Annotated in this window: 12 protein-coding genes; 9 read left to right on the forward strand and 3 right to left on the reverse strand. The window is 64.3% G+C overall.

Annotation, left to right across the window (positions count from 1 at the left end; all coding sequences use genetic code 11):
* The first annotated feature begins 45 nt into the window (after positions 1-45).
* The 9 genes from NKI05_RS08200 (at position 46) to phnN (ending at position 9,839) form a co-directional block, all read left to right on the forward strand.
* On the forward strand, positions 46-891 hold the full coding sequence (locus tag NKI05_RS08200) for a MurR/RpiR family transcriptional regulator (RefSeq protein WP_023703746.1): 846 nt from the start codon (positions 46-48) through the stop codon (positions 889-891).
* A gap of 153 nt (positions 892-1,044) precedes the next feature.
* Positions 1,045-2,979 (forward strand): bifunctional 5-dehydro-2-deoxygluconokinase/5-dehydro-2-deoxyphosphogluconate aldolase, encoded by a 1,935-nt coding sequence (locus NKI05_RS08205; protein ID WP_352792297.1) that lies wholly within the window; start codon positions 1,045-1,047, stop codon positions 2,977-2,979.
* A gap of 33 nt (positions 2,980-3,012) precedes the next feature.
* The gene (gene iolD, locus NKI05_RS08210; RefSeq protein ID WP_286455401.1) at positions 3,013-4,863 is read left to right on the forward strand and encodes a 3D-(3,5/4)-trihydroxycyclohexane-1,2-dione acylhydrolase (decyclizing); all 1,851 of its coding nucleotides are present in this window, start codon (positions 3,013-3,015) and stop codon (positions 4,861-4,863) included.
* Positions 4,864-5,008: 145 nt separating this feature from the next.
* On the forward strand, positions 5,009-5,926 hold the full coding sequence (iolE, locus tag NKI05_RS08215) for a myo-inosose-2 dehydratase (protein WP_023814495.1): 918 nt from the start codon (positions 5,009-5,011) through the stop codon (positions 5,924-5,926).
* Between the two features lie 9 nt (positions 5,927-5,935).
* Positions 5,936-6,184 (forward strand): hypothetical protein, encoded by a 249-nt coding sequence (locus NKI05_RS08220; protein WP_023672345.1) that lies wholly within the window; start codon positions 5,936-5,938, stop codon positions 6,182-6,184.
* Between the two features lie 181 nt (positions 6,185-6,365).
* The gene (iolB, locus tag NKI05_RS08225) at positions 6,366-7,178 is read left to right on the forward strand and encodes a 5-deoxy-glucuronate isomerase (protein ID WP_023672346.1); all 813 of its coding nucleotides are present in this window, start codon (positions 6,366-6,368) and stop codon (positions 7,176-7,178) included.
* Positions 7,179-7,315: 137 nt separating this feature from the next.
* Entirely contained in the window at positions 7,316-8,023 is a 708-nt protein-coding gene (locus NKI05_RS08230) for a DUF1045 domain-containing protein (RefSeq protein ID WP_023739734.1), read from the forward strand.
* A gap of 35 nt (positions 8,024-8,058) precedes the next feature.
* The gene (locus NKI05_RS08235) at positions 8,059-9,213 is read left to right on the forward strand and encodes an alpha-D-ribose 1-methylphosphonate 5-triphosphate diphosphatase (protein ID WP_023814494.1); all 1,155 of its coding nucleotides are present in this window, start codon (positions 8,059-8,061) and stop codon (positions 9,211-9,213) included.
* Positions 9,210-9,839: a phosphonate metabolism protein/1,5-bisphosphokinase (PRPP-forming) PhnN gene (gene phnN / locus NKI05_RS08240; protein WP_023827374.1), complete on the forward strand. Its 630-nt coding sequence runs from the start codon at positions 9,210-9,212 to the stop codon at positions 9,837-9,839. The genes NKI05_RS08235 and phnN overlap by 4 nt, the downstream gene beginning before the upstream one ends.
* A 2-nt stretch (positions 9,840-9,841) precedes the next feature.
* Here the strand turns inward: phnN and NKI05_RS08245 are convergent, their stop codons facing one another.
* From NKI05_RS08245 to NKI05_RS08255, 3 genes are all read right to left on the reverse strand, one after another.
* Positions 9,842-10,828, reverse strand: a complete 987-nt coding sequence (locus NKI05_RS08245) for an ABC transporter permease (RefSeq protein WP_023684050.1) — start codon at positions 10,826-10,828, stop codon at positions 9,842-9,844.
* A 44-nt stretch (positions 10,829-10,872) separates the two neighbouring features.
* On the reverse strand, positions 10,873-12,411 hold the full coding sequence (locus NKI05_RS08250; RefSeq protein WP_023814492.1) for a sugar ABC transporter ATP-binding protein: 1,539 nt from the start codon (positions 12,409-12,411) through the stop codon (positions 10,873-10,875).
* A gap of 122 nt (positions 12,412-12,533) precedes the next feature.
* The gene (locus NKI05_RS08255) at positions 12,534-13,496 is read right to left on the reverse strand and encodes a sugar-binding protein (protein WP_023672352.1); all 963 of its coding nucleotides are present in this window, start codon (positions 13,494-13,496) and stop codon (positions 12,534-12,536) included.
* Positions 13,497-13,889 lie beyond the last annotated feature (393 nt).

A 13,889-nucleotide genomic window follows, 5' to 3' on the forward strand; every position in this document is an offset into this window, starting at 1 on the left:
ACACTTTTCGGCATCATGCTCTAGATGAGCTTGGACGGGGCGACGATGGACGAACGGGTACCTCGCGACTTCGAGACGCTGCGCGCCACGATCCTCGATCGCCGTGAAACCTTGCCCAAGCGCATCGCCCAGATCGCCGCCTATGCGCTCGACAATCCCGATGACATCGCCTTCGGCACCGCCGCCAGCATCGCCGCTTCGGCGGGCGTGCAGCCGTCCACCTTGATCCGCTTTGCCCAGCAACTAGGCTTTGACGGCTTCACCAGCCTGCAGCAGGTGTTTCGCGAGCGGCTGCGCGAGCGCAATTCCTCTTATGACGAACGCCTGCAGGCGCTGCGCGCCAAGGCCGATGCGGGTGCTGGACACCGAGCCATCTTCGACGGCTTCGTCGCCGCCGCCAGCACTTCGCTCAACGACATTTCGCGCTCGCTGGACGAGGCGCATCTGGAAGACGCGATCTCGCTGCTGGCCAAGGCCGAGACCATCTATGTCCTGGCCAAGCGCCGCTCCTACCCGGTGGCGAGCTACATTGCCTATGCCTTGGGCAAGCTGAAGATCCGCAACCAGCTGATCGAATCCGCCGCCGGCCTCAATGCCGAGATGGTCGCCTTCGCCACCCCGGCGGACGCCGTCATTGCCATCAGTTTCTCGCCCTATGCGCCGGCCACCATCGAGGAGGCCCGCACCATTTCCGAACAGGGCGTGCCGATCATCGCCATCACCGACAGTTCGTTTTCGCCACTAGCGCAGTTCGCCAAGGTCTGGTTCGAGGTTGCCGAGGCCGATTTTGCCGGCTTCCGCTCGCTGTCGGCCACCATGGCGCTGGCCATGGCGCTCACCGTCGGCGTCGGCGAGAAGCGGCGCAGCACGGGCAAGAAGCGCAAAGCCTAGGCCGGCGCCGGGCGCTCGAATTCCCGGAAGGAATGCTCATTCCATATTGACTATGGATTGGAATTATTATTTCATATTCCCGGCGCCACGCTGCCGCTCGCGCGTGTCCCCCAACTACGTTGCTCAAGACAACAAGACCGACGGGAGGTTCCAATGAGCGAAGCCGTGGACGCCAAACAGGCGACGCTCGATGTCATCACCATCGGTCGCGCTTCCGTCGACCTTTACGGCCAGCAGATCGGCTCGCGGCTGGAGGACATCACCTCCTTTGCCAAATCGGTCGGCGGCTGCCCGGCCAACATCTCGGTTGGCACGGCGAGACTAGGCCTGCGCTCGGCGCTGCTCACCCGTGTCGGCGACGAGCAGATGGGCCGCTTCATCCGCGAGCAGCTGCGGCGCGAAGGCGTCAATGTCGACGGGCTGAAGACCGACAAGGAACGGCTGACGGCTCTGGTGCTGCTTTCGGTCGAGAGCGAAGGGGTCTCGCCGATGATCTTTTATCGCAGCGACTGCGCCGACATGGCGCTCGCCGAAGAAGATATCGACGAGGCTTTCATTGCCTCGGCCCGTTCCATCGTCGTCACCGGCACGCATTTTTCCCGACCCAACAGCGACGCCGCCCAGCGCAAGGCGATCCGCATCATCAAGGCCAGGGGCGGCAAGGTGGTGTTCGACATCGACTACCGCCCCAACCTCTGGGGACTCGCAGGCCATGCCGAAGGTTTTGAGCGCTATGTCAAATCCGACCGCGTCTCGGCCCAGCTGAAGACGGTGCTGCCCGATTGCGACCTCATCGTCGGCACCGAGGAAGAGATCATGATCGCCTCGGGCGCCGACGATTGCCTGAGCGCGCTGAAGACGATCCGCGCGCTGTCCAAGGCAACCATCGTACTGAAGCGCGGCGCCATGGGCTGCATCGTCTATGACGGGCCGATCAGCGACGATCTGGAAGACGGTGTCGTCGGCAAGGGCTTTCCGATCGAGATATACAATGTGCTCGGCGCCGGCGATGCCTTCATGTCCGGTTTCCTGCGCGGTTGGCTGGGTGGCGAAGACCACGCGACGGCGGCGACCTGGGCCAATGCCTGCGGCGCCTTCGCCGTATCGCGACTGCTCTGCGCGCCGGAATATCCGACCTTCGAGGAATTGCAGTTCTTCCTCAAGAACGGCAGCAAGCATCTCGCTCTGCGCAAGGACGAGGCGATCAACCACATCCATTGGGCGACGACCCGCCGCCGCGATATCCCCTCGATGATGGCGCTCGCCTGCGACCACCGTGTGCAGCTCGAGGACGTCGCGGCAAAGACTGGCGCCGATCCGGCGCGCATCCGCGATTTCAAGGTGCTGGCGGTCAAGGCCGCGGCGAAAGTCGCCGCCGGCCGCGACGGCTATGGCATGCTGATCGACGAGAAGCATGGCCGCGAAGCGATGTTCGAATTCGCCCGCCACCCCTTTGCCTGGCTCGGCCGTCCCGTCGAACTGCCGGGCTCGCGGCCGCTGCGCTTCGAGTTCTCGCAGGACATCGGCTCGCAACTGGTGGAATGGCCGGTCGACCACTGCATCAAATGCCTGTGCTTCTATCACCCCGACGATCCGGCAGCGCTCAAGGATGAGCAGCAGCAGAAGCTGCGCTCGCTGTTCGAAGCCGCGCGGAAGGTCGGCCGGGAGCTTCTGGTCGAGATCATCGCCGGCAAGCACGGCAAGCTCGACGAAACGACGATCCCGCGCGCCCTGGAAGAACTCTATGCGCTTGGCATCAAGCCGGACTGGTGGAAGCTCGAACCGCAGGCGTCGGCCGGCGCCTGGGCCAAGATCGAAGCGGTGATCCTGAAGCACGATCCCTGGTGTCGTGGCGTCGTGCTGCTGGGTCTCGAAGCGCCGCAGGACGAACTGGAAGCGGCCTTTGCCGCCACCGCCAAGGCGCCGATCGTCAAGGGCTTTGCCGTCGGCCGCACCATCTTCGTCCACGCCGCCGAACAATGGCTGGCAGGCAAGATGACGGATGGCGAGGCTATCGCCGACATGGCCGCGCGCTTCGAACAGTTGACCGAAGCGTGGCTTGCCGCGCGTGGCCGTAAAGCAGCATAAAGGCGCGGCAAGAGGACTGCGGAGGAAAACACCATGAGCAAGACAATCCGCCTGACGATGGCGCAGGCGCTGACCCGCTTTCTGAGCAAGCAGATGACCGAGATCGACGGCAGACGAGTGCCCATCTTCGGCGGTGTGTGGGCGATCTTCGGTCACGGCAATGTCGCCGGCATCGGCGAGGCGCTGTACCAGCTGCGCGACGAATTGCCGACCTTCCGCGCTCACAATGAGCAGGCGATGGCGCATGCGGCGATCGCCTATGGCAAGGCCAATTTCCGCCGCCGCTTCATGGCCGCGACCTCTTCGATCGGCCCCGGTGCGCTCAACATGGTGACGGCGGCGGCGCTCGCCCATGTAAACAGGTTGCCCGTCCTGTTTTTGCCGGGCGATGTCTTCGCCAACCGCATTCCCGACCCGGTGCTGCAGCAGGCCGAGGACTTTTCCGACGGCACCGCGACGGTCAATGACTGCTTCCGTCCGGTGTCGCGCTATTTCGACCGCATCACCCGTCCCGAGCAGATCATCCCGGCATTGGCGCGGACCATGCAGGTGCTGACCGATCCGGCGGAATGCGGCCCGGTGACGCTGTCGCTCTGCCAGGACGTGCAGGCCGAGGCCTATGACTATCCCGAGAGCTTTTTCGCCGAGCGCGTCTGGCACCAGCGCCGGCCGCGTCCGGACCGGCATGAATTGGCGGCGGCGGTCACCGCGCTGAAGGGTGCGAAAAAACCGCTGATCATCGCCGGCGGCGGCGTGCTGTATGCGCAGGCTTCGGACGAACTGGCGAAATTCGCCGAGAGCGCCGGCATTCCGGTCTGCGAGACGCAAGGCGGCAAGTCCTCGCTGCCCGACACACATCCGCTCAACATGGCGGCGGTTGGCGTCACCGGCACGTCCGCGGCCAACCGGCTGGCCGAGGAAGCCGATGTCGTGCTCGCCATCGGCACCCGCCTGCAGGATTTCACCACCGGCTCGTGGGCGCTGTTCAAGAACTCCGGCAAGACCATCATCGGCCTCAACGTGCAGCCTTTCGACGCCGGCAAGCACCGCGCGCTGCCGCTGGTCGCCGATGCGGCCGAAGGGCTCGCCGAACTCGGTGCTGCGCTGGGGAACTGGAAAGCACCGGCGACATGGACCGACAATGCGACCCAAGGCAAGAAGGCTTGGCAGGCCGAAGCCTCCAAGGTGACGGCGTCGACCAACGCCGCCTTCCCGTCGGACGCGCAGGTGATCGGCGCCGTGCAGCGCGCGCTGGGATCCGGCGTGACCTTGCTGAACGCGTCGGGCGGCCTGCCGGGCGAGTTGCACAAGCTCTGGCAGGCAGGCGCGCCCGGCTCGTACCATGGCGAATATGGCTTCTCGACCATGGGCTACGAGATTGCCGGCGGGCTCGGCGCCAAGATGGCCAAGCCCGACCAGGAGGTCGTCGTCATGGTCGGGGACGGCTCATACCTCATGATGAATTCCGAAATCGCCACGTCGGTGATGCTCGGCCTGAAGCTGACCATAGTGGTGCTCGACAACAGGGGTTATGGCTGCATCAACCGGCTGCAGATGGCCACCGGCGGCGCCAACTTCAACAACCTCCTGAAGGACGCGCGCCACGAGATCCTGCCCGACATCGACTTCGCCGCGCATGCGGCGAGCATGGGCGCTATTGCCGAGAAGGTGCCGTCGATCACCGGCCTGGAGACCGCGCTGCAAAAGTCGAAAACCAACGACCGCACCACCGTGCTGGTCATCGACACCGACCCGCTGATTTCCACCGATGCCGGCGGCCATTGGTGGGATGTCGCGGTGCCGGAAGTCTCCGCACGGCCGCAGGTCAACGCAGCCCGCAAGGCCTACGACGAAAAGCGGCAGATGCAGACAATCGGCGATTGATGTACATGCACCCGGCCCCTACCTCCCCCTTGTGGGGAGGTCGGACCGAAGGTCCGGGTGGGGGTCTGGCGCCGCACCCCACCTCGCTGCTTCGCAGCGACCCTCCCCACAAGGGGGAGGGTGAACAAGAAACCGGAGCTAAAACTTGAAAGCCAAACTGGGCATGTCCCCCATTGCGTGGTGGAACGACGATCTTGCCGAACTCAGCGACGACGTCTCGCTGGAAGAGTGCCTGCGCCAGTCGCGCTCGGCCGGCTTCACCGGCATGGAAATGGGCCGCCGCTTTCCCAATGACCCCGAAATCATGCTGCCTATCCTGAAAAAGGCCGACGTGACGCTGTGCGGCGGCTGGTTCTCCGGCACGCTGGTCGATGAGGACATGGGCAAGAACAAGGATCGCATCCAGCCGATGATCGACCTGTTCAAGGCGGTGAATGCGCCTTGCATCGTCTATGGCGAGGTCGGCCGCTCGATCCAGGGCGATCGCTCCAGGCCTCTCGCCACGAAGCCGAAATTGTCCAACGACGAGATGAGGGCCTATGCCAGGCGCCTCACCGAATTCGGCGAATGGTGCGCCGAGCAAGGCATGCCGCTGTCCTATCACCATCACATGGCGGCGGTGGTCGAGACCGAGCCGGAGCTCGATGCCTTCATGCGCCATTCCGGCGAAGGCATTCCGTTGCTGCTCGATGCAGGGCATCTCGCCTTTGCCGGCGGCGACGTGCTGCGCGCCATCGACAACCACCACAAGCGCATCAGCCATGTCCATGTGAAGGATGTGCGCATGGGCGTGATCGACGGGCTCGACCGCACAAAGCAGTCCTTTCTCGACGCCGTGGCGCTCGGTGCCTTCACGGTGCCTGGCGACGGTTCGCTCGATTTCGGCGCCATCGTGCAGCGCTTCGCCGACCATGGCTATGAAGGCTGGTTCGTCGTCGAGGCCGAGCAGGACCCGAAAAAGAACCCGCCGCTGAAGATGGCCCACGTGGGTTACAAGGAGCTGATGCGGGTGATGACGGCGGCCGGCTACACGGTCGAGACGCAAGGCTTTCCCAATGCGTAAGCCGGTCCGATGAAGGATTACGAGCACCCGTTCTTCCGGCCGCTGTGGCGGCGCGTTGCCGTCGTCGCCGTCTGCGTGATCTGGGCCGGAATAGAATTCGCCTCCGGCACCCCATTCTGGGGCATCATTGCGCTCGGCTTTGCCGCCTACGCGGTGTGGCAGTTCTTCTATCTTTACAAGCCGGTGGAGGAGAGCAAGGCTGCGCCTGATCGACCGAAGACCGGCGAAGCGAAGGCGGACGCCGAACCGAAGGAATGAAGCGGCCGTGGCTCGGAAGGGCTTGCGGGTCGGACACTCGACACCTGGCGTATCGCCTACGTCGGTGATTGGCCGGAACGTCCCTCGCTTCGTCATCCTAGGGTCTTCGCGACGGAGCTTCGCTCTAGGATGACGAAGTTGAGAGGCCGACCTCGAAGACTTGCGATAGGAGAGACAAAACATGTCGAAACTGCTCGTCAAAGCCGACAAGGGCCATGGCCGCGTCGCCCATGTCACGCCCAAAAGCGCCGGATGGACCTATGTCGGCTTCGACCTGCACCGCCTGAAGCCGGGCGAGACCGCATCCGGCAAGACGCAGGATCGCGAAGTCTGCCTGGTGTTCGTCACCGGCAAGGGCACGGCAAGGGCCGGCGGCCAGGAACTCGGCCTGCTCGGCGAGCGCATGTCGCCCTTCGAGGGCAAGCCGTGGTCGGTCTATATTCCGGAGGGTTCGGACTGGTCGGTCACCGCCGACACCGATCTCGAACTCGCGGTCTGCTCGGCGCCGGGCCTGGGCGGCGGCTTGCCCGTTCGCGTCATCGCACCCGACGACCTCGGCCAGGAGACTCGGGGCAAAGGCACCAACACGCGCTACGTCACCAACATATTGCCCGAGGGCAAGCCCGCCGACTCGCTGCTGGTGGTCGAGGTCATCACGCCCGGTGGCCACACATCGAGCTACCCGCCGCACAAGCACGATCAGGACAATCTGCCGGCCGAATCCTATCTTGAGGAAACCTATTACCACCGCCTCAACCCGCCGCAGGGCTTTGCCTTCCAGCGCGTCTACACCGACGCCGACAAGTCGGGCGCCCGCGAACTGGACGAGGCGATGGCGATCGAGGACGGCGATGTCGTGCTGGTGCCCAAGGGCTATCATCCGTGCGCGGCCTGTCACGGCTACGACCTCTATTACCTTAACGTCATGGCCGGGCCGAAGCGGACGTGGAAGTTCCACAACGCGCCCGAGCACGAATGGCTCATGAAGGCCTGATCGGCCTTCGCTTGCGCCGGAAGAAAAATCGTCGGCTAACGATCCATGGGGTCGATTTGCCTTCGAAAACTCGCATAAGCTTCGTCAATCCGTCATGGAAATCACCTATGGCAGCGGGCTGACGAGGATTTTTTTCGATGCGCTACGCCATCTATTTCACCCCGAGGCAGGACGAGCCGTTGGCGCGGATCGCCGCCAACTGGCTGGGTCGCGACCCCTTTGGCGCCGCCACCAGGCCGGTCGAGGCGGTGGGCGAGCTGTCGGCGGCCGAAGTCGCCTTTCACACCGCATCGGCGCGGCGCTACGGTTTTCATGCGACGCTGAAAGCGCCCTTCCGGTTGGCCGCCAACGAAACCGAAAGCTCGTTGCGCGCGGCGCTGGACGCCTTTGCCAAAGCAACGCCGACGGTCACCATCCCGCGCCTGGTCGTCAGCCAGATCGATGGTTTCTTCGCTTTGGTGCCGGAAGGTCCGCTGCCGCCGCTCAACCGTTTCGCCGATGATGTCGTGCTTAGCTTCGACCGTTTTCGCGCGCCGCTCACCGAAGCGGAAATCGAACGGCGCAGCCCGGATTCGCTGAAACCGGCCGAGTTCCGCAATCTCTGTCAGTGGGGCTACCCCTACGTGTTCGAGACCTTTCGCTTCCACATGACGCTGTCCGGCCGGGCCGGGCCGCAGGAAAGCCAACGTCTGCGCGCGGCAATCGACAGCCTGTTCGCCGATGTGCTGCAGCAGCCGGTGCTGGTGGATGCGCTGACGCTGTTCGTCGAAACCGAACCGGGCGCTCCGTTCATGGTGCTTTCGCATCATGCGCTCGGCCGCCGCGCTGCCCGAAAAACCGCCTAACCGCAATTCGTCCGAGTAACCAGGGACCGCCTGAAATGACCGCCGAAACTGTTCTCCACAACGCCCGCATCGTGCTTGCCGACGAGATCGTCGAAGGGTCGCTCGTGCTGCGCGACGGTTTTATCTCCGGCGTCGACGCCGGCACCGGCCACACCGGCGGGGGCATGGGCGGCGAGGACATGGGCGGCGACTACATCATTCCCGGCCTGGTCGAGCTGCACACTGACCATCTCGAAGGCCACTATGCGCCGCGCCCGAAAGTGCGCTGGAACCCGATCGCCGCCGTCCTTGCCCATGACGCGCAGGTGGCCACCGCCGGCATCACCACCGTGCTCGACGCTTTGCGTGTCGGCATGGACGAGGACGCGGATATTACCTCCGACGACATCCGCAAGCTCGCCGGCGCGATCGAGGACAGCGTCGCGAAAGACCGGTTGCGGGCCGACCATTTCTTGCACCTGCGCTGCGAGGTCTCGGCGCCGGATTGCTTGCGGGCTTTCGCCAATTTCGATGGCGACGAGCGGGTCAAACTGGCCTCGCTGATGGACCATGCGCCGGGACAGCGCCAGTTCGTCAATCTCGAGACCTACGCCTATTACTACCAGCGCAAGCTGAAGCTGACCGATCGCGACTTCCAATTGTTCTGCGAAAAGCGGATGTCGGAATCAGCGAAGAATTCGGGACCGAACCGGGTGGCGATATCAGCCGCCTGCAACGAGCGGGGCATTGTGCTGGCGAGCCATGACGACGCCACATCGGGCCATGTCGACGAAGCGATCGAGCAGGGCGTGCGCGTCGCGGAATTCCCGACCACGCTGGAAGCCGCCAAGGCCTCGAAGGATGCCGGGCTCGGCGTGCTGATGGGCGCGCCCAACGTCATGCGCGGCTCCTCGCATTCGGGCAACGTCTCGGCCCGCACGCTGGCCGGCGACGGCCTGCTCGACATATTGTCGTCCGACTACATTCCCTTCAGCCTGATCCAGTCGGCCTTCTTCCTCGGCGACGTCGTCGAGGGCATTTCCCTGCCGCAGGCGGTTGCGATGGTGTCGAAGAATCCGGCCGAGGCGATCGGCCTAAACGACCGCGGCGTCATCGAACAGGGCCGCCGCGCCGACCTCGTGCGTGTGCGCGTCGACGACCATGTGCCGGTCGTGCGCACCGTCTGGCGCCAAGGGCGCCGGGTCGCCTGATGGTCTCGGCGTCGATCGAGCGCGAACTCAGCAGCGAGGCCTTTCCGCTCCGCAACGGCGTGTTCGTCGCCGTCGTCGGCCCGAGCGGCGCCGGCAAGGATACGGTAATCGGTTATGCCCGCACCTTGTTTGCCGACGAGACGAGGCTGGAGTTCGTCCGCCGGGTCATCACCAGGCCGAGCGATGCGGCAAGCGAGGATCACGACACGCTGGCCGACGCGGCCTTTGTCGAAGCCGAGGCCGACGGCGCCTTCGCCATTTCCTGGGAGGCGCACGGCCTGCGCTACGGCATTCCGGCCGATGTCGACTCGTCCATCGCCAACGGCTATGTCGCGGTCGCCAATGTCTCGCGCGCAGTCATCCCGGTGCTGCGGGAGCGCTATGCCAATCTGGCTGTCGTCGAGATCACCGCCTCGCCGGAAATCCTCGCCGAGCGTCTCGCCCAGCGCGGCCGCGAATCGCGCGGCGAAGTGCTGGCTCGGCTCGCCCGCAGCGCCAATATCGCTTTGTCCGGCTCCGGCGTCACCTCGATCGACAATGGCGGCCAGCGCGAAGCCGCCGGAGAACGCTTCGCCGAGGTGCTGCGCAAGGCGATGGCCTTCTCGGATATATCCGGCGTGATGTAGCGCTACTCCGCCGCGACAGTCTTCCGGCTGGCATCGAGCATCAGCCGCCTTGCGCGGAACACGCCCCATTGCTGGTCGACCAGCACGCCGATCAGGATCACGCCGCCCATCACCGCGAAGTTGAGCGAGGACGGGATGCCGAGCAGATTGACCAGGTTCTGCAACTCCTGCAGCAGCACGGTGCCCAGGATGACGCCGACCAGCGAGCCTTCGCCGCCGCGCAGCGAGAAGCCGCCGAGAACGGCGGCGGCAATGGCGTAGAGCTCGTAGAACTGGCCGTGGCTGGCCGGCGAGATCGAGCGCGTGTACATGGCGAAATAGATCGCCGACAGCGCCGTCAGCACGCCGCAGATGACATAGGCGGCCATGACGACACGGCCGGTGCGAATTCCCGAATATTTCGCCGCCTCTTCGTTCTTGCCGATGGCATAGAGGTAGCGTCCGAACACCGAGCGGTGCAGCACCACCCACATGACGATCGAAATGACGATCAGTGCGATGAAGCTGTTGGGCACGCCATAGCTGCGGCCCGCGGTGAGGAATTCGAGCTCGGGAAAATTCTGGCCGAAGGCGAAGCCGGCGGTGCCGTCGGCGGTATAGAAACGGGCGACCCCGCGATAGATCAAAAGGCCGCACAGCGTGACCACGAAGGGCTGCAATTTCAGCCTTGTGATCAGCCAGCCATGCGCCAGCCCGATGATGCCGCCCAGCACCAGGATCAGCGGCAGCGCCACCGGCCATGGCATGTCGCGCACGGCGATGAAATCGATGAACAGCGTGCCGAGCAGCGCCACCAGCGATCCCACCGACAATTCGATGCCGCCGGTGATGATGACGAAGGCCTGGCCGATGGCGAGGATCCCAAACAGGCCGATCAGGTTCGAGGTGTTGGCGAGGTTGATCGGCAAAAGAAAGCGCGGGTTGATGGCGGTCACCACGGCGCCGACCACCAGGATCAGGATCAGCAGGCCGAGATCTTTTTTGCTCATCGTCTTCTCCCCAATGCGCCGGACCGGCAATCGCCTGAAGCCCGCTAGTTTGCCGGCTTGCCGACCGCCAGCAACAGCACGTTTTCCTGGCTGAATTGTTCTTTGTCGAGAATGCCCGAGATCTGGCCCTCATGCATGACGGCGATGCGGTCGGACACGCCGATCACCTCTTCCATGTCGCTGGAGATCATCAGCACGGCCACGCCGGCATCGGCCAAGGCTCGCATCAGCCCGTAAATCTCGGCCTTGGCGCCGATATCGATGCCGCGCGTAGGCTCATCGAGGATCATCACCTTCGGGTTCATCGCCAGCCATTTGCCCAGCACCACCTTCTGCTGGTTGCCGCCCGACAGCGTGCCGGTTCGCGTCTGCACCGACGGCGCTTTGATGCCGAGATTCGTCTTCTGCTTCTCGGCGGTGGCGGTCTCGGCGCTTGCCGACACCAGTCGACGCTTCGCATGCGCCGGCAGGTTGGGCAGCGAGATGTTCTGCGCGATCGACAGGTCAAGCAAAATGCCGGTCAGCTTGCGGTCTTCCGGAACCAGAAAAATGCCATGCGCGACCGCATCGGCCGCCGAACCCAGCACAAGCGGCTTGCCGTCGAGTTCGAGCCCACCGCCAAGCGTGCTGTCTATGCCGAAGAACACCCGCGCCAGTTCGGTGCGGCCGGAGCCGACAAGGCCGGCGAGGCCGAGGATTTCACCGCGCCTGATGTCGAGGTCGACCGGCCGGGCAGGGTAGGCGGGGGTGCGGATGGCTTTGGCCGAGAGCGCCGTGGCGCCCGGCGCCCGAGCCGCCTCGGAGGCCTTCTCGCGCTCCTTCAGCATGCGGCCGATCATCAGCTTGACCATCTGGTCGTGGTTGATGGCGCTCTTCGGCAAGGTGCCAGCCAGCATGCCGTCGCGCAGCACCACGACGCGGTCGGCGACGCGCTCGACCTCATGCAGCCGGTGCGAAATGAAGATGACGCTGATGCCATCGGCCTTCAGCGCCTTGATGACGTCGAGCAGCTTGTCGGTTTCGGCGAGCGGCAGGCTCGACGTCGGCTCGTCGAGGATCACCAGCCGCGCCTTGATCGACAGTGCCTTGGCGATCTCGACCATCTGCTGCTGCGCCAGCGACAGCGAGGCAACCGGCGTATCGGCGGAGAAATTGGCGCCGACGCGCTTCAGCAGCGGCGCCACCATTTCGCGCAGCTTGGCGCGGTCGACCAATCTCAGCGGCCCGCCGCGCAACGGCTCGCGGCCGAAGAAGATATTGGCGGCAACATCGAGGTTTTCGAAGAGATTGAGTTCCTGGTGGACGAAGGCGATGCCCGACCCCAGGCTGCCTTCGACGGTGAGCCCGTCATGCGCAACGCCGTCGACGGTGATGGCGCCGCTGTCCGGCCTGGTGACGCCGCCGAGGATCTTCATCAAGGTCGATTTGCCGGCGCCGTTTTCGCCGACCAGGCCGATCACCTCGCCCGGCCTGACCTCCATGGAAAAGCCGTCCAGCGCCACCACGCCCGGATAGGTCTTGCGCACGTTCTCGAGGCCGAGGAACGGGGTGGTTGCGACGATAGATGGGTCGGAATAATTCATCACGCCATATTTGATCAGGCTTGCCAGCAGCCGGTGGGCTACAGACTGACGGGCCTTGGCCGACCCGTCAACACGATCGCCGGCTCAAGGCGAACCCTGAGCCGGCGCAACTGCTCGTGGTCTCAGTTTCCGGACATCGCCTTCAGATTGGCGGCATAGGTGTCGACATCGTCCTTACCGATGATCTTGGTCGGGATGATGATCAGGCCGCCTTCCGGAATGCCTGATTTGTCGCCCTTGAGATAGGCGGCCATCAGCTTCATGCCCTGATAGGCCCACTCGAAGGGCTGCTGCACGACGGTCGCCGCCACGGTGCCTTCCTTGACGCCGCCCAGCGTGATCGGATCGTCATCGAAGCCGACGACGGTGATCGAGCCGAGCTTGCCGGCGTCGCGCAGCGCTTCATAGATGCGCGGCGTGTTGTAGGAATAGAAGCCGACCATGCAGGTGATGTCGGGGCTGGCGACCAGCGCGTCCTCGACATTCTTCTTGGCGCGCGCCTGGTCGATGTCGTCGCCGCGCACGTCCACCAGTTCGATCTTGCTGCCGGCGAGGCCGTCCTTCATGCCCTGGATGCGTTCCTTGGCATTGTCGGCGCCGAGCAGGCCGACGAAGCCGAGGCACTTGCCGCCGTCCGGCATCGCCTTCTTGGCGATCTCGGCCGCCTGCTTGCCGGCGTCGACATTGGACGAGCCGATATAGGCGACGCGCTTGGTCTGCGGGGCATCGGAGTCGGTGGTGAACAGCGCCGTTTCCGACGCGATCTTGTTCAGGCCGTCGGTCGAGGTCTTGGGGTCGACGGCCGAGACCATGATGCCCTTGACGCCGGCGGTCACCAGATCGTCCATCAGCCGCTGCTGGATGGCGACCGAGGACTGCTCGGGATATTTAAGTTCGAGATTGTAGTCGGGCAATTCGGCCTGCGCCTTCTTGACGCCGGCTTCGGCGGCCTTCCAGAAATCGGAAGCGCCGTTGACGACGAAGGCAAGCGTCGGCTTGTCGTCGGCGCGCGCAATGGCTGTCGCGGTCAGGCCAAGCAGCAGGGCTGCGGTGGCCACGGATGCATGTCGTATCAAGGATTTCATGTTCAACCTCCCGTTTTGGCTCAGTCGTCGGACTGAACCGATCTTGCATTCACTGACTTGCCGCTCGCGATTTGGACGCCCTCCTCCTCAGGGGTTCCCGGCGCTGAAGAATGGCGTCGTCGGTCGCGATCACGGACTTTAGAGACTCATCCCGTGCTCGTAAATAGTCTGATTTGTCTGACATATCACATGTCCGAGACCAAGCTTGCGGAGGCAAACCCCGCTCGCCATCGGGCCATTCACGTGCACTTCTCGCCGCACGGGTCCCACCTGACCGGACACGGCGGATTGACGTTACAGCGTCGTTTTGTATTAGTAAACACTATTAGCAGAGGTCTCGCGCGGACACTCGGCGGTGGCCCTAGGTCTAGTTTGCCCGAACAGGTGCAGCAC

It is taken from the genome of Mesorhizobium sp. M0771 (assembly GCF_040320155.1).
Lineage (GTDB): Bacteria > Pseudomonadota > Alphaproteobacteria > Rhizobiales > Rhizobiaceae > Mesorhizobium.